Origin of the sequence: Sulfurimonas sp., assembly GCF_027056685.1 — a bacterium.
Lineage (GTDB): Bacteria > Campylobacterota > Campylobacteria > Campylobacterales > Sulfurimonadaceae > Sulfurimonas.
In genome coordinates this window covers 1-21283 of record NZ_JALUKE010000132.1, presented here as the reverse complement: position 1 = coordinate 21283, position 21283 = coordinate 1, and the positions used below count along the sequence as shown (strand labels likewise).

The window sequence follows — 21283 nt, the reverse complement described above, 5'->3', positions numbered from 1 at the left end:
ATCAATTTTGCTGTATAATAACCCTAATATTAACATTAGGGTTAGCTTTGCAAGAAATTCCTCATATTCCAGTTTTGTATAGAGAAGTAGTTGATGCTTTTACTGATTTAGGTGAGGGTATTGTCATTGATTGTACTATGGGGTATGGTGGGCACTCCTCTTTAATTCTTGAAGCAAATCCAAATATTAAATTGATTGCAATAGACCAAGACCAGACAGCGATTGACTTTTCAACAAAGCGCTTGGCGAAATATGGGGATAGAGTAACAATTAAAAAAGGGCGTTTTTCTTCTGTTATAAAAGAGATACTGAGTGAGGTAAACGTAGCAGATATTAAAGGAATACTAGCTGATATTGGTGTCTCTTCATTACAACTTGACCAAAAAGATAGAGGCTTTTCTTATGGGAGTGAGACGCTTGATATGCGCATGGATAAAGATGCACCACTAAGTGCTTCAAATGTTGTAAATGAATACTCAAAATCAGAGTTAGAGAAAATTTTGTTAGAGTATGGTGAATTGAGAAATTATAAAAAGATTGCTGATGTGATTGTAGAAAATCGTCCTTTTCTCTCTGCAAAAGCACTCAGTGAAATAGTTAAACCCTATATGCCACGAGGGAAAAAGATACATCCCGCAACACTTTTAATGCAAGCAATTAGAATAGAGGTAAACAATGAACTGGGCGAGCTTAAAAGTGTACTCAAAAGCATTGAGGAGGCAAAATTGCCTCATGCTAAAGTGGCTATTATCTCTTTTCATTCACTTGAAGATAGAATAGTAAAACAGGAGTTTGCACGATGGGCGAAGTCGTGCACTTGTCCTCCTGAAGCTTTTCGCTGTAGTTGTGGGAATGACCATCAGCTTGGTAAAGTGCTTACAAAAAAGCCAATAACGGCACAAGAAGATGAAATCAAAGAAAATGTAAGAAGCAGAAGCGCGAAAATGCGTCTGTTTCAAATGGACTTATGATGAGCGAAAAGAGAGAACTTTTAGATGAAGTTGAGACTCTTTTTACTCCTAAACGCAGTCTTGATTTTAACTACTTCTTATATGTTTTGCTGACACTTACTTTTGTTGGAATGTTTGCTTTTCCTAAGATTTATATAACAGAGCAGATTTACTTTAAAAGCAGGGACATTGCAAAATTAAAAGTAGAGTATGATACTCTTAAAGAAGAGCATAAACTCATCAGTGCTTCTGTTGAATCCATAAAATTTAAAAACCAAATTTTAGATACTCTATTTTAAACTCACATAGAACCAAGGAAAAGTGTTGATTAGAAAATTTATACAGTTCGCTATTGATAAACCCCTGCTAAACCATATACTACTTATATTTATTTTTATGCTCTCAATCTTTGCATATATTAATATTCCAAAAGAGATTTTTCCACCGATGAATATGGATAAAATAACCATTAAAGGTGGCTATGCTGGTACCTCTGCCGATACCTTAGATAAGATGGTTGTGCAGAGTATTGAGGATGATTTACAAAATATTGATGCACTTGAAGATACCACGAGTAGTATTAAAAATGGTTCATTTATTATTAGTTCTAAGATTAGAAGTGGTTCAAATAATATTTTAGTATTAAATGATGTAAAAGATGCTATTAGCAATGTGAAAAAAGATTTGCCAGCAGATATGAATGAACCTATTGCAAAAATCAAAACACACTCCTTCCCCCTTGTTCTCATTGCACTCTCTGGTAATGTTACAACAGCAGAGTTACTTAATCGTGCAGATGAGCTAAAGAGTGAACTGAGTAAATTTAAAGATTTGAGTGATATAACCATTCGTGGGGATGCAAAAGAAGAGCTTGATATTAAACTTAACACCGAAAAAATTAAGGCGTATGGTCTTTCTCCCTCGTTAGTAGTTTCACAAATTAGTAAAATAAGCTCTATTTTTCCTATTGGTACGATTAAACAAAAAGCAGACCATCTCTATATTTCTACCTATAATGGGGAAAAAACAAAAGAGGCAATTGCAAATACCATTATTGATGTTGGAGGGGACAGACTTCATATAGGTGATATTGCAAGCGTTGCGTTTAAACTAAGTGATGCAGTAGAACTTTCACACTACAATGGTGTGCGAAATATCTCTATTAATGTTACAAAAAGTAAAAATGGAAATGCTATTGCACTTGTACGAGATATACGCAAGCTGTTAAAAAAGCAAAAATTGAAACATCCCAATTTGAATTATAATATTTATACAGATACTTCTGTATGGATTAAGAATCGTCTTAATGTTGTTTTTTCCAACATAGTATTTGGTTTGGCTCTTGTCTTTTTAGCGATGCTTATTTTCATAAACAGAGGCATTGCGTTTGTTGTGGCTCTTGGTATTCCTGTAAGTTTTATGATAGGTCTTATAGTGACTGAGCTTCTTGGTGATAGCCTTAATATGCTCTCTCTTTTAGGAGCCCTCATTGCTCTTGGTATGCTTGTAGATGAGGCAATTGTTGTTGCTGAAAATATTTATAGGCATTTAGAAGAGGGAATGGATAGAAAAGAGGCTGTAATCACTGGTGCAGCAGAGATGTTTCCAGCAGTTTTGGCTGCAACGCTCACAACAGTTCTTGCTTTTTTACCAATGCTTTTAATGACTGGTGAGATGGGAATGTTTATAAGAATCATACCAATTATGATAACTGTACTTCTTTTATCATCACTGTTTGAAGCTTTTTACTTTTTACCACTCCATTCGTATGACTTTTTAAAAGTTTCTAAAGAGGGGAGTTTCACAAAACGCTTTTGGGATTGGATGTATATCTCATATAGTCGTGTTTTACACTTTTTCTTTAAACGCAAGGGTCTTTCACTTTTACTCATAGTTGTGAGTATTTTGGCATTTGAATTTGTAATGATAAAAAATGCAAAATTTCAGTTATTTCCTGATTTTGACAATACGCAAATATATGTATATGGAAAAGTCAATATAAACAATGATTTGCAGGATACGGAAAAAATTGTCACAAAAGTTGAAAAAGAGATACTTAAAAATGTTAAGAAGCAAAATGTATCTTCTGTTACTTCTGTAATTGGTTTTAAAATGGATGCCAAAAACAGAGCAGAACTTGGTGAAAATATGTTTCATATTTTTATTGATTTACATGAACGAGCTCCTGTTAACTTCTTTGATAAATATATAAGCCCCTATCTTTCACTTGAATATGATGCAAAAGTACGCTCAAGAGAAGTTGATGCAAAAGTTATAGCTAAGAGATTACAAAAAGTTCTTAAAAATCTCAAAAATAAAAAACTAAAAGATGGTGAAAATCTTTTTGAAGAGTTTGTGGTAAAAGTACCTGGTGCTGGTATTATTGCCCATGATGTAGAGATTGGGCTGAGTGCAAAAGATGGGACAAAGGTAGTTCCTTATCTCAAAACATTAGAGAATAAATTAGCTGCTATTAAAGGTGTGCATAATATTTCTGATGATGCAACGCTTGGAGAAAAAGAGCTAAAACTGAGAGTCAATGCTTATGGACAAGAACTCGGCTTTAACGAGCAGATAATCTCTAACGATTTACGAGCATATTATTTAAAGGGTGAGTATGGGAAACTCTTTAACGCACAAGGACTTGTGCGTATTCGCATAGAGAGTGGTTTAGATAAACAAATTTATTCTATAAAAAATGTAGAGTTGCAGGTTCCTTCATCAGGTAAATATGTAGCCTTAAAAGATATTTGCGACTATACTTATCTTCAAAGTTATGTGACGATTAAAAAAGAGGATGGAAAAAGAGTTCGTAGTCTCTATGCTTCTATTGATAAAAAAATAATTACTTCATCTGAAGTAATGACTAAAATTCGTTCCTATCTCAATGAGCTCAGAGCAAAAGGAATTTCCGTAAATATTAAAGGTGAAGAGAAGGAAAATAATAAAAATAAAAGAGAGATGATGCAGTCAGGACTGATTGCTATTTTCTTGATTTTTATTACGCTTGTTTGGCTTTTTGATTCTATTAAAAAATCTCTTATTGTTATTAGTACTATTCCATTAGTGTTGCTGGGTGTTTATATTGGGCAGTGGTTAATGGGTTTAAATCTTACAATGCCAGGACTCATAGGAATTGTAGGACTTGCCGGGGTTGTTGTAAATGATGGACTTATTATGGTTGATTTTATTAAAAAGGCAAGGGATACAGAGGAGCTGATGCGTCGTGCTAAAACAAGATTAAGACCAATACTTCTTACATCTTTAACAACCGTTTTAGGCTTGCTTACACTTATCTTTTTTGCTTCAGGACAAGCAAAAATTTTACAGCCAATGGCGGTCTCTTTAGGCTATGGTATAGCATGGGCTACAGTGCTAAACCTTATTTATATTCCACTGCTTTATGCTGTAGTATATAAAATTAAAGCACCAAAAAATTGAGTTTACTCATATAAGCATTTTATAAGGATTCCCCTTGTATAATTCCGACCTACCAACAACTGGTGAGGGTTCTTAGCTCAGTTGGTTAGAGCTCTCGGCTCATAACCGAGCGGTCGAGTGTTCGAGTCACTCAGAACCCACCACTTTTATATATTTCAAATAATCACTTACAATTTTACCATGGTCAAAAACAAGTTTATCTATTTCTATGTTGTCTAGCGTAACTATTTTTGCTTCTTTTGCATCATCTGCACCTATTGGGTTTCCATAAGCTTTACAAACATATACAGCAGAGGCGGTATGAAATCTTGGATCTCTTTTTGGATCAGAGTATATGCCTAAAAGATACTTTATTGTTACATCTAAAGTTATCTCTTCTCTCATCTCTCTGTGGAGTGCATCTTCAACAGATTCGCCTACATCTACAAAACCTCCCGGTAGTGCTAGACCTAAGGGTTCATTTTTTCTCTGTATGAAAACTATTCCTTGGAACTCATCTTGATTGTTGTATATTTCTACAATTCCATCTGTTGTAAGATAGGGTGTTCTTGGTATAAAGGGCATTGTTCTTCCTTTTGAATATTAGACTTCTTACTGGTGATTTTATCTATTCATAACTTTATAAATGCTATTATTAGCAAAATTTTCCAACATAAATTATTGGTTTTTAATATTAAAGGATACAAAGAATGATAAAAAGATGTTTATTTCCGGCTGCTGGATATGGTACGAGATTTTTACCAGCTACAAAAGCGATGCCAAAAGAGATGCTACCAATTTTAACAAAACCACTTATACAGTATGGTGTAGAAGAAGCCCATGAAGCTGGATGTAATATTATGGCAGTTATTACAGGACGAGGAAAGCGTTCTATTACAGATCATTTTGATATAAGTTATGAGCTTGAACATCAAATAAAAGGAACTTCAAAAGAGAGTCTTTTAACAGAAATACGTGCTCTAATCAACACATGTACTTTTACATATACACGTCAAAATGAGATGAAAGGTCTTGGTGATGCTATTTATAAAGGAAAGGTACTAGTGGGTGATAGTGCTCCTTTTGCTGTAATTCTTGCAGATGATTTATGTGTCAATCCTGATGGAGATGGTGTTTTAAAACAGATGGTAAAATTATATGAAAAGTATAAATGTTCCATTGTTGCTATTATGGAAGTGCCAAAAGATAAGGTAAGCAGCTATGGTGTTATCTCTGGAAAAGAGATAGAAAAAGGTATTTTTATGATTGATAATATGGTTGAAAAACCAGATGCAGATAAAGCACCTTCTAATCTTGCTATTATCGGGCGTTACATTCTTACTCCTGATATTTTTGAAATGATTAAAAATACAAAACCGGGTAAAGGTGGAGAAATCCAGATTACAGATGCTCTAATGACTCAGGCTAAAAAAGGTATGGTTCTTGGATATAAATTTAAAGGAAAACGATTTGATTGTGGTTCTTTAGATGGATTTGTGGAAGCTACAAACTACTTTTATAATAATATAGAAAATAAAAAATAAAACTTTTCCATTTTATAAATGATAACCCTATTTTGGAAGTCCAAATTTTTGGGTTATCAACTCTCCCTCTTCATTAAAAAATAGATAATAAAGATAATCTTTTTTAACACTTAATCCTGCTAAGTATCTCAGGGCTAAATTTGCTTGTAGTGATGCAATATGCATAACAATTGGTGCTGCAATGCCAGCAGGTGTTTTTTTCACAATTTTAAAAGCATCATTAAATGAAGATTCATCTATAAAGCACACTTGTCCATGAAAAGCTTCTACGCTTCCATAGACCCAAGGAGTTTTAACTTTTTTTGCATAGCTGTTTATATCTCCTCGTGTAGGAAGATTGTCTGTAGCATCTATTATAAGGTCAACAGCTATGCCTTTTTCACTCCATGTTTTAAAATCACAATTGTGTGCCACTGCGTTTGTAAAAGTGGAACGATTAGAAATTATTTGTGCATTTATTTCTGCTTTATTTTTCCCCTCATCACCTAGTTTAAACGCGATTTGTCTATGAATGTTGTGTAGGCTGACTTCATCAAAGTCTATAATGTGAATTTCACCGATACCAACTGCACCTAGAGCAAAAGCAAGAGATGAACCAAGCCCGCCAGCTCCAACAATGGCAATTGTTTTACCTTGAAGATTTTTTTGTGTCTCTTCTCCCCATAATTGAACCTGTCGATGAAAATATTGCATCATTACTTATCCTTTATTTTTTATCGTTCGTTTGTTAATTGCCTCTTTAAAACCCCAAGAGCGTCTTGCTTGAACCACCTCTGTATGACTCATCTCAACTATCATTAACTCTTCTTGGTTCCCTAAATGGTTGAGTATCTCTGCGTTTGGAGATACTAAAAAAGAGTCACCATAAAATTTCCAAGTAACTTCTTTATCTTGGTACTCTCCAATTCTATTTGCTCGTAGTATATAACAGTTATGAGTAAAGGCTCTAGTAAGGGCAATAGCCTTCCATCTCTCGTAAGAATCAAAAGTAGAAACACTAGGAACAAGAATAGCATCAATATTTTTCTCTTTAAGTTTAGCAAAAAAATCATCAAAATGAAGTTCAAATCCACTTAAAATTGCAAATTTAAATCCATCAATTTTAAAAATAAGAGGAGATTCAAGTTCTTTCACTGCGTTTGAGAAGAATTTTTCTTCATTCCAATGGGCATAGTTTATAAGTATCTGTTGTTGATAATAGGATGTAGATGCTGGTGCAAACTTGGCAACTGTCTTATAAATATTTTCTTTTTTTACTATAATAAGTGGAGCAACAATTGTAAGCTGATATGTTGATGCAAGTTCTTTTAAGATTTTTATTTGGTGGAGTGCCTGCTCTTTTATCATAGCAAGTGACATATTTTCTAGCTCTTTAAAAAATGGGTTGAGTACATACTCACCAAGCAAAATAAGCTTGACATTTTTTTTATGGGCAACTCTAATATAGTTATATAGTTTGGTAGAGCTCATTCCCTGAGAATTGAGCTGGAGTACGGCTGCTATCATTGTCCTGTTTTTATCTTTTGAATTTTAATTTGTGCATCTTCAAGAATTTTTTGTGCTTGCGTTAATTCACTCATCCCTTTCTCATACGCTTTTACACTATTTTCAAGTGTAATTTCTGGGTCCATTAATGTCTCTAAAATGGTTTTTGCATTTTGCAATTTTGTTTCAAATTTCTCTTTAGCCATTGAGGGCATCCTTTATATAATTGTCAAATTTTTCCAGTTCTACAAGAAAGGCATCATGCCCATAGTCACTATCTATATCTATATAGCTATAGTTTTTATTTCCATTCTTTTTAAGCTCATCTGCTATCTCTTGCATTTCGAAATTTTTAAATAAAAGATCATTTTTAAAGCTAATAAGGTGTAAATCAGCATTGATGCGTTTGAGAGATTCTGCTAGTGAGTCAAATCCTCGTGCAAGGTCATAAATATTGATGGCTTTTGTAATGTACAAGTAGGCTAATGGGTCAAACCATTTTGTAAAGTTATAACCATTATATTCAAGGTATGATTCGACTTGAAATTTTCCAAAAAGTTCATATAATCCATCTGTGAGCTTATAGTCTCGACCAAATTTTGTACGCATAGATTCATGTGATAAAAAGCTAATATGTCCTGCCATTCGACCAACTGCCATACCTGAGAGACCTTGCTCTTTTAAAATTTCTGGATCATAGTAACCCTGTTTAAAGTCGGGGTCATTGAGTATGGACTCTTGAGCAACTTTGTTAAACGCAATAGCCCATGGTTGTGTGGCATGTGTAGTTGCAAGGGCTATGATTTTATTTGCAAAATTTGGATAATGTACTGCAAACTGGAGCGCTTGCATACCGCCCATTGAGCCACCAACAATGGCATGCACACGGTGAATATCCAGTCTATCAAAAAGAATCCGTTGTGCTTTTACCATATCTTTAATACTTACAACAGGAAATTTATAGCGATAGGGTTCAAGATGTGGATGCTGCATACTCATAGGACCAGTTGAACCAAAACAACTGCCTATTACATTTGAGCAGATTACAAAGTATTTGTCTGTGTCTATGGCTTTTTTAGAACCTATTAGTCCATCCCACCAACCATTCTTTGTCTCATCTTCGTAAACTCCTGCAGCATGATGAGAACCTGTAAGTGCATGACAAACTACAACGACATTACTTTTGTCATCATTGAGTGTGCCATAGGTCTCATATGTTATGTCATAAGGCTCTAAAATACGACCGCTCTCTAGGTAAAGAGGGTTTGTAAAATGTTCTGTATATGTTTGTAGGTTTAAAGACAAGTGTGCAAAGCTCCAAAAAATATTAACAACATTTTAGCAAAAATCTCTTGTATTAGGCTTCAAGTGCTTGTTTTAAATCTTCGATTAAATCTTTTGCACTCTCTAAACCACATGAAATACGAATAAGTCCCTCAGGAACACCACATGCAATTAACTCTTCATGAGAGAGTTGTTGGTGGGTTGTAGAAGCAGGATGGGTGATGATAGACTTAGAATCTCCAATGTTTACTACTAAAGAGTAGAGTTTTGTTGCGTTTACAATCTTTTGTGCTTCTTCAAGATTTTTTACTTCAAAACTAAGAAGTCCACTACATAAATCATCTGTAAAATATTTTTGTGCATTTTTAAAGTTTTTATTACTTTTTAGTCCTGGGTAGTTTACCTTTTTTACCTTTGGATGAGACTCTAAAAACTCTGCAAGCATAAGTGCATTTCTTGAGTGTTCTTTCATTCTTAGTGAAAGTGTTTCCATCCCTTGAATAAAGAGCCAAGAGTTAAAAGGTGATACAACCGCACCTAAATCGCGAAGCAGAGAGAGTCGTCCTCTTAGGGTAAAAGGTGGCAATCCAGTATCTGTATAAACAAGTCCATGGTAGGAAGCATCTGGTGTGTTGAAGTGATCATAGCGAGGATTTCCCTTTAGTTTTTCTATAAGATTTTTTCTCTCTACGATGATGCCACCAATGGCTAAACCTTGACCTGTGGTGTATTTACTAGCACTATGCACTGTAATATCTGCTCCAAATTCAAATGGACGGCATAAAATAGGAGTCGCTACGGTATTGTCAACTATTGTCAATATGTTATGCTTATTTGCTATTGTTGTAATTGCTTCAATATCTGCAACATCAATACTTGGATTTGTTAAGGACTCAAAAAATATAACTTTTGTCTTTTCATCTACTAAATTTTCAATCTCTTTTGGATTATGCACATTAAAAAATCTTGCTTCAATGCCAAAACGCTTAAGTGTATGCGCGCTCAGTGTAAGACTTCCACCATAAAGTTGTTGTGCACAAATAATATTGTCTCCCGCTTCTGCTGCGTTTACTAGTGCAAAAAAGATGGCACTCATACCACTAGCAGTAGCAAGGGCTGCTTCTCCTCCTTCAAGTGTGGTAAATCTTTTTTCAAAAACATCTGTTGTTGGGTTATTGAGTCTTGTGTAGATGTTGCCAAGCTCTTTGAGTGCAAAAAGGTCTGCTGCATGTTCCATATCACGAAATTCGTATGCTGTTGTTTGATAAATTGGTACAGCCATAGTGCCTTGGGAGTCTTTTTCATATCCTGCATGAAGTGCTAAAGTTTGTAAATCCATAATATAATTGCCTTATTTAATCCTAAATTTAAGTTTCATTGAACTTTCTTATGCGATATTATACATCTAAATGGTATAATTGCGAAAATAAATTTTTTAAGGAATATTTTTATGGGTAGAGCGTTTGAATATAGAAAAGCTTCAAAATTAAAAAGATGGGGGGCAATGTCAAAGTTGTTTCCAAAACTCGGTAAAGTAATTACTATGGCAGCAAAAGAGGGTGGAACAGATCCTGATATGAATGCAAAGCTTAGAACTGCTATTTTAAATGCAAAAGCTGAAAATATGCCTAAAGATAATATTGAAGCAGCTATTAAACGAGCTACTGCAAAAGATTTATCGGATGTAAAAGAGGTAAATTTTGAAGGAAAAGCTCCTCATGGTGTCCTTCTATTTATTGAATGTGCTACAGACAACAACACAAGAACTGTTGCAAATGTAAAAAGTACACTCAATAAAAATGGCGGAGAGATGCTTACAAATGGCTCTTTAGAGTTTATGTTCTCTCGTAAAGCTCTTTTTGAGTTTGCACAAAAAGATGATATGGATTTAGAAGAACTTGAGCTTGAATTAATTGATGCTGGACTTGAAGAGATAGAAGCAGAAGAGGGCGTTGTTCTTGTAACTGCAGACTATACAAGTTTTGGAACAATGCACGAAGCACTTGAAAATATGGGCATCGAAATTACAAAAGCGACATTAGAGCGAATAGCAAATACACCAATAGAAATCTCTGAAGAAGAGCATGCCGATGTCGATAAAATTTTAGAGAGATTAGAAGATGATGAGGATGTACAAAAAGTATATACAAACTTAGCATAACACTCTTCGTATGAATTTTATAAAAGAGGAGTTTGCTACAACTCTTGAGGTGAAGCAATCAAAGTTTATTGCTCACCTCATTCCTTTCTCGCAATATCAATCAAAATTAGTAGTATTAAAAAAAGAGCATCCAAAAGCACGGCATTTTGTTGTTGCTTATAGATATTTGAATGAGTATGAGCAGATAGTGGAATACTCAAGTGATGATGGTGAACCTAGTGGCACTTCTGGTAAACCATCTCTTATGGTTTTACAAGGTCAAGGGCTTATAAACGCAGCTGTTATTGTTGTAAGATATTTTGGTGGTACAAAACTTGGTACTGGAGGGCTTGTTCGTGCATATAGTGATGCTCTAAACGCAGTAGTTGCATCTGCAGAGCTTTTTGAGTATAAAAAAGAGGTAATGATAGAAGTTGTATTTGACTATGGTGCTGTGAGGTTGGTAGAGTATGAGTGTGAAAAACTTGCAATTAATATTGTTGAAAAAATATTTGATTTACAAGTGCAGTATGTACTAAAAGCACCCAAGGAAAACTTGGATAAGCTTTGTTTATTGTCTTCCTTGAACAGCATTTCCCATATCCCACATAGGTAAGAAAATACCAAGTGCAAGTAGAAGAACCATAGAAGCAATCATAAGTAGCATAATCGGTTCAATAGCTTCACTAAGACCATCAATAATTGCATCAAAACGCATTTTATAGTACTCTGCAACTTTTTTTATCATGGTGTCGAGTGTACCACTATCTTCACCGGCACGAACCATCTGGATAATCATATTTTCAAAAAGACCAGTCTCTTCAAGACCTTTGTTGAGCGTGCCACCTTTTTCAACTGTAAATCGTACGGACTGTAGTTTTTTCTTTAGTGGCAAATTGTCTACCATTTCTATAGAAGTATCTAATGCTTCTGCAATGGGAATACCAGCACGGATGAGTTCTGAAAAAACAAGTGTAAATCTACTAAGTGTAGCAAACTTGATAATATTTTTAATGAGATAGACTTTAAGCAAAAAATTATGCCAACCATATCTAAATTTCTGATTATTATTAATAGCATAGTTAAAAACAACATATAAAATAAATAAAAGAGCCAAAACATAAGGTCCAAAGTTATTAAAAATATATTCTAGTTTTAAAAGAATAAGTGTTGGCAATGGCAGATGCGCATGTAGCTGTTCAAAAATTGCCTTAAATTGAGGAACAACATAAGAGATAAGAATTGTAAATGCAATAGCCATAGCAATCATAACATTACGAGGATATGCCATTGCCTTTTTAAATTTGACAACATTTGCACGAATCTCTTCAAGCATATTTGCGAGTGAATAGAGTGATTCATCTAAATTACCTGTTTTTTCACCAAGTTGTACCATTGCAATAGTAAGGTTTCCCAGCTCAAATCTAAAATTTTCCATTGATGATGAGAGTGAATGACCGGAGTTAATATCGTCTGCTATTTTTGAAAAAACTGCTTTAAGTGTCTCATCATTCGTTGCATTTGCAATTTCATGTAAAGAGTCATGAATAGAAATACCTGCATTTGTCATAACTGCGAGTTGTCTAATAGAAGCGATGAGAGAATCTGGCTTGATCTTTTTCTTTTTAATATTTGAGAGAAAATTCGTCTTTAACCTTTTTAACTGTGCTTCAAGAGGTTCTTGTCCCTCAGTAACTTTAATAATAATACCAGTATATTTTAGTTTTGCAAATTTATTTGCCTCTTTTCTATCTTCAGCATATAAGCCAAATTTCTCTTTTTTTCCTTTAGTTAAAACAGTTGCTACAAAGTACTTCATCCTTTTGCCACCTTTAGAACTTCTTCAATACTTGTTATACCATCAATGGCTTTTTGTAAGCCATTATGATAAATTGGGATAAACCCTTCTTTTTTTGCTTGAGCTAAGAGCTGTTCTTTTGCAGCACCTTTGGCTATAAGTGAAGAGAGTTCTTCTGAAATATTTAATACTTCACAAATCATTTCTCTTCCCATATATCCAGTGCCGCCACACTCTTTACACCCTTTGCCTTTGTAAAAAATTGTACCTTCTGGCACGGAACCTTGTATCTCTTCAAGAACAGAAGAAGAGAGTTCATCTTCCACCTTACAATGTACACATATTTTTCTTACAAGTCTTTGTGCCTGAATTGCAACTAATGCTCCACTGATGAGGTAATGCTCAATTCCCATATCTGCCATACGGGGAATAGCACTAATAGAGTCATTTGTATGTAGAGTTGAGATAACCATGTGTCCGGTAAGCGCTGCTTTAATTGCAATCTCTAGAGTCTCCTGGTCACGAATCTCACCAATCATTATTTTATCTGGATCTTGACGCAAAATTGAACGTAGTGCATCTGCAAAACTAAGTCCAACTTTTGAATTAACTTGTACCTGCTGGATTAGATTCATTCTATATTCAACTGGGTCTTCAACAGTAATAACTTTATCTTCAACATTTCGCAGTTCGTTTAGTGCGCCATAAAGTGTAGTTGTTTTACCACTTCCTGTTGGACCTGTTACGAGTATAATTCCGTAAGGAGATTCTAAGCCCTTAAGTAGTTTATGATAACTGACACTATCCATTCCTGCATCTTCAAGTCTTACAAGTGCTTTTTGTTTATCTAGAACACGCATAACGATTGATTCACCGTAGAGAATAGGTAAAGTAGAAATACGAAAATCAAACTCACGGGCACCAACTGCTGTAGAAAAACGCCCATCTTGTGGTTTTCGTTTTTCAGCAATGTCAAGATTTGCTAAAAGTTTCAAACGAGATGCTAATGGAGGATAAATATCTTTTTCAAAGATAAACATTTCAGTAAGTTTACCATCAATGCGTCCTCGTACTACACAGTTTTTTTCTGTTGGTTCTACATGTATATCACTTGCACGACCATTAATGCATGTTTTTAAAACAACATCAATGAGTAAAAGAACCGAAGAAGCTTCTTGCTGTTCTTCGATGGAACTTATGGAGTTTAGTTCATCTCGTATTTTTCCTATTAAACCTTTTACGCTGTCTTTTAATTCGATTTTATAAAGATATGTTTCAATTTGTTTCTTTGTTGCCAAAGCAATTTTGAGAATTTTTCTTGGAAAAAGTCTTTGTACCGCTTCTTGTGCATCTATATTTAAAGGATCATTAAACGCAACAGTTATACTCATATCATCTTGAGAAATTGGAATAGCATTATGCTTTTGAAGTTGTGCAAGAGGTACTAAGCTCGTTAGATTGTAATCCATATCAATGGAATCTAAATCAACAAACATAAGGTTAAGCTCTTGCGCTAATTTTTCTAAAACTGTTTTTTCTTGAATATAGTCATAGTTGTCTATGATTGAGAGATTATAAACACCGTCTCTTACTTGCTGGACTATAAAACGGACAAGTCTGTCCATTGTCATAAAACCAGACAGAGTAATATCTCGTAAAATAAGGTTTTCACTAATACCTTTTGCAAGTAGTCTATCTACTTGCCCCTTCATTATGGAGCCATTATTGAGTAAATCAGTTGTTATTCTGTCCATCTATGACTCCTTACCAGTATATGTGACGTTTGATTTTAATTGTATCATAATACTCTTCAATAACCATTTTATTAATATTATGCTGTTTCATAATATAGAGTTTATAAATAAGTTTGGGATCATGTGAGTCTTTTAAAATATAGAACTTTTTAGGTTCGTGAGAAGGTAATTTACTATATAAATCAAAAACTTTTGAAAGTACATAGTTTGTTGATGGGAATTTGAATTTTGAGAGTTTATAACCATCTATAAGAGAGTAGTATAAAAGTTTTTTTTGCATTAAGATTGTTGCAAAATATGCTGCATTTTTTCTCGCTTCTTTTGAAAATTTTAGGCTTGTAATAGGTTGCGAAAGTCTATCTATATAGTCCGATTTCAAACAGGAAAAAGCATATAGTGAAGAGTAGGCTTCATCTTTTTTATATTTATTAAAATAATCATACCCCATAGTGCAGGCTTTGGTATACTCCTCATTTTGATAGAGTTGCAACATTTCATGTTTTATATCAGCATTTGCATTTACAATAAGAAAGAACAGTATTAAAAATCTCATTGAAACTCTCCGGAGTTAATATTATCTAAAAGAATAGCTGCGTTAGTAGAGTGTGATTTACTAATATATTCTTGTAACAGCTGAATTGCTTTCTCTTTTTTTCCCATTTTGACCAATGATTTAGCAAATATAAGCCAACTGTCTTCAATCTCTTTATTCAACTGATTTGTAATAAGTGCGTAATTAGAAGCTTTTTTATAATCACCAAGTTCATAATATTTTTTCGCTAGAAAGAGGCTTAATGCAGGATTTTTATCCTCTTGGAATCTATGAAGAATATTTTGTATATCCTTAGATGTATTTTGTCTCATAATTGTAATGGTAGGAACCTGCTTCTTTTGAATAGGTTTTAATTCTATTTCTATTTTTTGCATTGGTTCTGATTTTTTTACTGATTCTACTTTTTTTATTGGTTTTGATTTTATTTTTTTGTGTTTTACAGGGCGTATTTCTGTTGCTTTGTGTCTTTGAATTGTTTCAATAAAACTCATAGAGGGTGAAAGTTTAAGAGTGCTTTCTTCAGTATTGTTTATAGCTTTTTGCAATGGTTTTTTTTGAAGTGATTTTTGTATTATGATTTGTTTCTCTTCTTTTGCAACTGAAGGAGTGTTTTTAGTGTCATTTATTTCTATGATTTTTTTACTATTACTTGTATTTAAAAAGCTATATATAGCTATAATTAAAAATGTAAATATTAGAGTTATAATATAAGGAAGAAAAGATTTTATTTTATAGTGGAGCCAACGCTTTTCTAAATCTGGTATGTTAAGCATCAATTAATCCTGTCTGTATTGCAGCCATCTCAATATATTTAGTTGGAATTTTATTAGTAGGAATTTTATCAAATCTATTTCTCTCTTCATAAGAGAGATATAAATCAAAAAGAGTATAAAGTAGTTTATTTGTATCCCTGTAATTTCCACCGGTAAGTTTATGAATTTTGTGAACTGTTTTTTCTGTAAAAATATTTGCTGTATCAAAGCAATTTGCTTTCATCAGTTTTTTTTGTATATAAATTTTTAGCTCACTTTTAGAAGAATTTTCAAGTTCAATAGTTTCCCAAATTCTTGTTTTAAAATGCTCTTTTGCAATTAAATCTTCCTCCTGTGTTTTATGTAGTGTAATAACAAATTTAATAGTACGAGTGTCAGATAAAAGACGAATCTTTTCCATTAAGGTTGCAGAATAAAGTTGTGCTTCATCTAATAAAACAACTGGTATAGAGTCTTGTTTTTTACTATTTACAACTTTCATAAATTGAGTAAAGTTAAGTTCACCACTATATGTAGTACCAAAAATATCCTGCGCTAATAGTTTATAAAATTCACTTTCATCGAGAATAGGCGTTTCATAAAGATAGATATCCTGAGATGGGGAGAGATCATTGTAAAGTTTTGTTAAAAACATACTTTTACCTGTCCCTGGTCTACCGTATAGTAAAATCATTTTTAATGGTTTTTTAATAGAATCTTTAAGAGACTGATAAATAGTTGAAACTCTGTCTAATTGAATATAATCTTTAGAGTTTACAGTATCTATAAAGACATTTTTTGAATTTAAATAAATACTGTTCATTAATATATAGTCCTATTTCTGTTTAGTTTTATTAGCATCTTTAGAAGATGATTCCGATGTAATAAGAGTGTTGTCAAAACCTCTATAACCAAGTTCAGAAAGTGATATTGAATTATTTGCTTTATGAATAATATGCGGTTCAATAATAATTACTAATTCCTGAGTCTCTTTCGTTTTTTCTTCATATTTAAAAAGTGAGCTAATAAGTGGTATATCTCCTAAGAGTGGAACTTTATTAGATTTTGTAACATTCTTAGTATTAATCAAACCACCAAGTATAATTCTGTTTCCATCTTTGACCGTTACAACTGAAGATAACTGACGACGATTTAAATCTGGTGGCATTTCTCTACCTGTATTAATAGTTTGTGAAATATCTGTTGTTGTTTCAGAAAGAGATGGATTAATTTTTAATGTGATAGTGTGATCATCCGAAATTTCTGGAGTAATAGTTAAAAGAACACCAGCAAAAACTGACTGGATCAGATTATTTTGTGTTGTTGCAGCTAATCCTCCACCTGAACCTTGTTGGTTCGTTGAAGATTTTATTTGATAAAAGTATTCTGTTCCTGCTGTTATAAGAGCTGGTTGGTTATTAAGTGTTAAAACTTTAGGATTTGAAATTGATTTAACATCTCCCTGTGTTTTTAGGAACTTAATAACTTGATTGAGTTTTCCACCTGCTTTAATACTAACAAGATTTCCGGCAGCATTTATTCCACCATTAGCCATTTCAGTAATACTTACAGCACCATCTTTATCATTCCATTTCGTTACATTTGTGTTACTTATATGGTGAATACTTAAATCCACATTTTGCAGTGCATAGAGTTGTTTCCAGTCAATACCCGTTGTTTTACCTTCGCTCATTGTAACTGATAAAAGTTGTACATCTATCAAAACTTGAAGTTTTACTTTACTCTGCAGTCTTTTAAGATAGTTCCCAAATCTCTCTAACTGCTGTTTTGTAGCGGTCACAGTGATAAGACCTGCATTTTTATTTATGATAGGAGCTGGTGCTTTATATGTGTCTTCAGGACGATTGAGTATTTTTTGAAACTCTTTGTCAAGTTGTGCCCAGAATTTTACTTCATCTGTGCTTTCTATCTTTATTCCTGTGTTTCCACCTGAATTACTGTTTTGACCGGCTTGGTCGTTGGCACCACCTAAATTACTTTGTCCTTGAGTTGCTCCCCCATACATATCATTTTGACCATTTTGAGAAGAAGAACTTAATGTAACATCTGTACTTCCAGTACTTTTACGTTGTGAAAGAATATAGTCAATATTGAAAACTTTAGTAGTTAAATATGAAATTTTCAATAGATTGTTTTTTAGGGTGTAGGTGAGATTGTTATCTCCTAGAATGATATTTAAAACTTCATTAATTGTAAGGTTTTTTAGATTTGTTTTATTTAGATGTTTATTCAGATATTTTTCTGCTTTTGGGTCTGTGATTATAATACTATAGCCACACTCATCACTTAACTGATTGACAAAGTCTATAATCTTAGTATTCTTTGTTGAGCTTATACTAAAAAGTTCATAAGAACAATCAGCAAAACTACTCGTTGATAACATTAGTGTTAGTACTGTTGCACAAACTGATTTGTTTATATATTTCATCTGATATTCCTATTTATTGTGAAATTTTAAATTTTTACTTTTACTCATTGTTGAGAGAAGTAATTTTTTATTTTGTTTTTGTAAAAGTACGGAAGTTCTGTTGACCTTTACAATCTTGTAACCATATACCCATTGACCCTCTTTATACCATCTTTTATTGATCATTACGGATTTATTAAGTATGGCCTCTAGGTATAATTTTCTAGAGTAATACTTTTTAATGTAATGTGAATATCTAATAACTTTTTTAGAAGATCTCTTTCCTCTCACCACTATTTGCTCATTTTGTTTGACTAAGAAGATAAATGGATCTTTTAGTTTAGCAATACTTTTATTCGAAATTCCAATCCTTGGCGGTTTAATTGCTGCAACTTGTTCATCTACCCAAGTAAGTTCATTCGCATAAAGTTGATGTGTAAATACAAATAATAGTATGATGTATAAAGTTTTCATTAATATGTAATCCCCCATACCGATATATTTAAATCAGACTCCAAAGAGGTGTTGGTGTCTATTTTAAAATTATGTATATCTACAACTAAGTCACTCTGTTCTAATGAGTTTATAAATTTCAAAGTATTTTGAAAGTTTCCCTCTGAACTCACTGAAATATCTAAAATATGCCCAAATGCACTATTGACTTTTGCATATTCATTCGTTAAGTTAAGTAACTTAATATGATACTTTTGAGCATTTGTAGCTATTGAATCCAAATACTCACCCCAACTTCTTTCATCATAAATAAGTGCAGATATAGTTTCAATTTTACTTTTTATATAAGCATTTGTATCTTTATTGACAGTAATCTCTTGATCAATATTATGTATTTCTTTATCAAGTTGTGTAATTTTAGATGTAGGATTTTGTTGTAAGAATCTTTTATCTATAGCAATTTTATTTTCAAGTTGAGATACATTTTGTCTTGTTGTGGTAAAATTCTCAAATGAACTATCCCAAAAGAGTACATAAGAAAACGCAAAAATACCTGCTACAACCATTATATAAGTCATATAAAGCTCTTTTTGTGTTTTATTCTTCAGTGCCGAGTCTATTTTATGTAAGTAATCTTCATAGTTTATCTTCATAATATCTTCACCTTTAAGGTACTAAAGTACTTGTTCGTTTCTTTATCAAGTTTAATTTCTTTTAAGTCAAAATGAAATTTTCCTTCATACATTTTGGTGAGGTATTCTACAAGTTGGGTAATTTTTCTATCTTTATTTGCAACTAAATTGAGCAATAAAATCTTGCTATTCACTGGTTGAGAATATTTTAAAGATTGAACATTAACATGAAAACGATTTAACTCTTTTGCGAATGTAGCAAGCAGTTTTGCTTTCATAGGATAGTCCACTTTCACTTTGTGTATTTTCATTAATGTGTTTTTCTTTTCAATATACTCTTTCTTTTCTTCTTCAAGGAGTGTAATTGCTTTGTCTTTATCTGCAATTTTATTTTTTATTGTCGCTTCTCTCGTAATTTTATTAATATGAATCTCTTGGTACTCTTGTTTTAAGAGATCTTCTTGAAGTCCTTGAGCATAAGTAAGTATCCAATATGTAATAGGATATGCAAAAGCCAGAGCAAATGAGGCAAAAACCAAAATGATTAATTTTCCACTTTCTCGTTTAATAAATTTTGGAGGACGCTTATAGAGAGTAAAATTACAAGTATATTTTTCATCTTTAGGTAAAGTATTATAAAGATGCATAAGCATATGTAACTGATCTACATACTGTTCATTTGTCTCAAATCCATAGTCAAAATCAAATTCACTTGATTTGATGTTTAATTCAACTTCAAGCATCTCATGAAGTTTAGTTATTGTTTGCACCTGAGTACCAATATATACATGTTCAAATTTTTCAATTTCAAAAGCACGTCTTGCATAAGTTAAAATGTCATTAATATTTGCAAAGAGTTCTTTGTACAGTCTTATGAAAAATTGTTTGTAGTTACTGTTGCTGTCTCTCAAACTCTCTTTTGAAAAGAAGTTTAAGAATTCATCATAATCAATTCTTTCTCCATAAAGTTCACAAAATCTTTCATGCATATCCATAAGAGAAAATTTAATGGATTTTGTGTAAACAAATTCTTGTTCTTCATAAATCGTAATAAATGCATCATTCTCTTGGATATAAATAAAACAGTGTAAACCATTGCTCTCAATTATATCTTTTGCATAAATTGATTTTATAAGAAGTGGAGCTGGTATAATAATATCTATATATTTTATTTTTTCTACAGGATGTAAAAATGTGTTTGTAATATCAATAGGATCAACAATAAACACATGAAAGTGTCTATTTTCTTCGTCAAGGACATTAAATGTTTCTATATATTGAATTTTATATTCAATTGCCTGATCAAGTGCAAGTTCATCATACGCTTTACTGTTAATAGCATCAAATAAATCTTCATCCGGAATGTTCTTGCTTATTTCTATTTGAGCATTAATAAAATCTTTCGTATTTAAGTACGAAAGCACGAACTGCTCTTTTGAATACTCAGGAGATGGCGCTTTACTTATAAAGCTTGATATTCCACTAAAGTATGTCTCTTTATATGGATTAACAGATAGTACACTTGTAAATGATTGTTGTGTTGATGTACTCATTAATCATAATCCTATTTAAAATGAACCATTACCATGGAACAAAATTCATTATTTTTATAAAACTCAACTCTAAAAATTTTACTGCGTTTGTCAACAGCATATTTCTTATTTAAGTTCTTGTAAGATATTTCAATCCCACTTTCGTTTTTAACATCTTTTTTATAATAGCCAATGACATTTACACGACTTTTATTAGTTTTACTAATGCTGAAATCGTCATTTACAAAAATTTCTGAAGCTTTTGGGACTAAAATTTTCTTCCCATCGACATTAAAGGCATATTTTCCTTGACAATCAGCAGCCATTACAAAGTACTGCGGTTTTAGTTTTAAAACTAAATGGTTCGCAATATAAATGAAATACTTTCCTCTGACCTTTTTTACACTTCCCAACGGATTGGAAAACTTAAAGCTGTTATTTTTTGATTTTATCGGAATATAGCTTAAAGATTTTTTTATATTGTTTAAATTTAACAAAATATTGTGATTTATTTCCAAAGTTCCATAATTTTTTATTATCTTGTTAATAGAATTTTTA

22 protein-coding genes and 1 tRNA gene are annotated in these 21283 nt (G+C 32.6%); 7 read left to right on the top strand and 16 right to left on the bottom strand.

Annotated features, from left to right (window positions below; genetic code table 11):
• Nucleotides 1–47: 47 nt before the first annotated feature.
• The 4 genes from rsmH to MVY38_RS05845 all read left to right on the top strand — a co-directional run bounded on the left by rsmH (nt 48) and on the right by MVY38_RS05845 (nt 4534).
• Nucleotides 48–971 carry a 16S rRNA (cytosine(1402)-N(4))-methyltransferase RsmH gene (rsmH, locus tag MVY38_RS05860; protein ID WP_297484289.1) on the top strand — a complete coding sequence of 308 codons (924 nt, stop codon included), beginning with the start codon at nt 48–50 and terminating at the stop codon, nt 969–971.
• Nucleotides 971–1249, top strand: a complete 279-nt coding sequence (locus tag MVY38_RS05855) for a hypothetical protein (RefSeq protein WP_297484288.1) — start codon at nt 971–973, stop codon at nt 1247–1249. The genes rsmH and MVY38_RS05855 overlap by 1 nt, the downstream gene beginning before the upstream one ends.
• A gap of 25 nt (nt 1250–1274) precedes the next feature.
• Entirely contained in the window at nt 1275–4391 is a 3117-nt protein-coding gene (locus MVY38_RS05850) for an efflux RND transporter permease subunit (RefSeq protein ID WP_297484286.1), read from the top strand.
• 66 nt (nt 4392–4457) lie between these two features.
• A tRNA-Ile gene (locus MVY38_RS05845) sits at nt 4458–4534 on the top strand.
• Here the strand turns inward: MVY38_RS05845 and MVY38_RS05840 are convergent.
• Entirely contained in the window at nt 4518–4955 is a 438-nt protein-coding gene (locus MVY38_RS05840; RefSeq protein WP_297484284.1) for an NUDIX hydrolase, read from the bottom strand. The two genes, MVY38_RS05845 and MVY38_RS05840, sit on opposite strands and share 17 nt — an antisense overlap.
• A 125-nt stretch (nt 4956–5080) precedes the next feature.
• Here MVY38_RS05840 and galU point away from each other — a divergent pair, with 125 nt between their 5' ends.
• The gene (galU, locus tag MVY38_RS05835; protein ID WP_297484282.1) at nt 5081–5914 is read left to right on the top strand and encodes a UTP--glucose-1-phosphate uridylyltransferase GalU; all 834 of its coding nucleotides are present in this window, start codon (nt 5081–5083) and stop codon (nt 5912–5914) included.
• 27 nt (nt 5915–5941) lie between these two features.
• Here the strand turns inward: galU and MVY38_RS05830 are convergent, their stop codons facing one another.
• Genes MVY38_RS05830 through MVY38_RS05810 form a run of 5 tightly spaced genes read right to left on the bottom strand, consistent with a single transcriptional unit; the run spans nt 5942 to nt 10022 of the window.
• Entirely contained in the window at nt 5942–6610 is a 669-nt protein-coding gene (locus MVY38_RS05830) for a ThiF family adenylyltransferase (protein ID WP_297484280.1), read from the bottom strand.
• A gap of 3 nt (nt 6611–6613) precedes the next feature.
• A complete protein-coding gene (locus MVY38_RS05825; protein WP_297484278.1) occupies nt 6614–7420 on the bottom strand; it encodes a carbon-nitrogen hydrolase family protein in 807 nt (268 codons plus the stop codon).
• Nucleotides 7417–7605, bottom strand: a complete 189-nt coding sequence (gene xseB, locus MVY38_RS05820; protein ID WP_297430969.1) for an exodeoxyribonuclease VII small subunit — start codon at nt 7603–7605, stop codon at nt 7417–7419. The genes MVY38_RS05825 and xseB overlap by 4 nt, the downstream gene beginning before the upstream one ends.
• Complete coding sequence (locus MVY38_RS05815) at nt 7598–8704, bottom strand: homoserine O-acetyltransferase (RefSeq protein WP_297484276.1); 1107 nt, start codon at nt 8702–8704, stop codon at nt 7598–7600. Before MVY38_RS05815 ends, xseB begins: the two co-directional genes overlap by 8 nt.
• Before the next feature lie 52 nt (nt 8705–8756).
• The gene (locus MVY38_RS05810; RefSeq protein ID WP_297484274.1) at nt 8757–10022 is read right to left on the bottom strand and encodes an O-acetylhomoserine aminocarboxypropyltransferase/cysteine synthase family protein; all 1266 of its coding nucleotides are present in this window, start codon (nt 10020–10022) and stop codon (nt 8757–8759) included.
• Between the two features lie 111 nt (nt 10023–10133).
• Between MVY38_RS05810 and MVY38_RS05805 the strand changes: the two genes are divergently transcribed.
• Both MVY38_RS05805 and MVY38_RS05800 read left to right on the top strand, forming a co-directional pair.
• Complete coding sequence (locus MVY38_RS05805) at nt 10134–10844, top strand: YebC/PmpR family DNA-binding transcriptional regulator (protein WP_297430961.1); 711 nt, start codon at nt 10134–10136, stop codon at nt 10842–10844.
• A gap of 10 nt (nt 10845–10854) precedes the next feature.
• The gene (locus MVY38_RS05800; RefSeq protein WP_297484272.1) at nt 10855–11439 is read left to right on the top strand and encodes a YigZ family protein; all 585 of its coding nucleotides are present in this window, start codon (nt 10855–10857) and stop codon (nt 11437–11439) included.
• On the opposite strand, the gene MVY38_RS05795 is transcribed toward MVY38_RS05800, so the two are convergent.
• From MVY38_RS05795 to MVY38_RS05750, 10 genes are all read right to left on the bottom strand, one after another.
• The gene (locus tag MVY38_RS05795; RefSeq protein WP_297484270.1) at nt 11395–12642 is read right to left on the bottom strand and encodes a type II secretion system F family protein; all 1248 of its coding nucleotides are present in this window, start codon (nt 12640–12642) and stop codon (nt 11395–11397) included. The genes MVY38_RS05800 and MVY38_RS05795 overlap by 45 nt on opposite strands.
• Nucleotides 12639–14375: a GspE/PulE family protein gene (locus MVY38_RS05790; protein ID WP_297484268.1), complete on the bottom strand. Its 1737-nt coding sequence runs from the start codon at nt 14373–14375 to the stop codon at nt 12639–12641. Before MVY38_RS05790 ends, MVY38_RS05795 begins: the two co-directional genes overlap by 4 nt.
• Before the next feature lie 10 nt (nt 14376–14385).
• On the bottom strand, nt 14386–14928 hold the full coding sequence (locus MVY38_RS05785; RefSeq protein ID WP_297484266.1) for a hypothetical protein: 543 nt from the start codon (nt 14926–14928) through the stop codon (nt 14386–14388).
• Nucleotides 14925–15701, bottom strand: coding sequence for a tol-pal system YbgF family protein (locus MVY38_RS05780; protein WP_297484264.1), 777 nt, complete (start codon nt 15699–15701; stop codon nt 14925–14927). Before MVY38_RS05780 ends, MVY38_RS05785 begins: the two co-directional genes overlap by 4 nt.
• A complete protein-coding gene (locus tag MVY38_RS05775; RefSeq protein WP_297484262.1) occupies nt 15694–16503 on the bottom strand; it encodes an ATP-binding protein in 810 nt (269 codons plus the stop codon). Before MVY38_RS05775 ends, MVY38_RS05780 begins: the two co-directional genes overlap by 8 nt.
• A 12-nt stretch (nt 16504–16515) precedes the next feature.
• Entirely contained in the window at nt 16516–18129 is a 1614-nt protein-coding gene (gene mshL, locus MVY38_RS05770) for a pilus (MSHA type) biogenesis protein MshL (protein WP_297484260.1), read from the bottom strand.
• A 9-nt stretch (nt 18130–18138) separates the two neighbouring features.
• Entirely contained in the window at nt 18139–18582 is a 444-nt protein-coding gene (locus tag MVY38_RS05765; protein WP_297484259.1) for a hypothetical protein, read from the bottom strand.
• On the bottom strand, nt 18582–19214 hold the full coding sequence (locus MVY38_RS05760) for a hypothetical protein (RefSeq protein WP_297484257.1): 633 nt from the start codon (nt 19212–19214) through the stop codon (nt 18582–18584). The genes MVY38_RS05765 and MVY38_RS05760 overlap by 1 nt, the downstream gene beginning before the upstream one ends.
• Nucleotides 19211–20746 (bottom strand): hypothetical protein, encoded by a 1536-nt coding sequence (locus MVY38_RS05755; protein WP_297484255.1) that lies wholly within the window; start codon nt 20744–20746, stop codon nt 19211–19213. The genes MVY38_RS05760 and MVY38_RS05755 overlap by 4 nt, the downstream gene beginning before the upstream one ends.
• An 11-nt stretch (nt 20747–20757) precedes the next feature.
• The coding region (locus MVY38_RS05750; RefSeq protein WP_297484253.1) for a M99 family metallo-carboxypeptidase C-terminal domain-containing protein at nt 20758–21283 on the bottom strand (526 nt) is incomplete at its 5' end.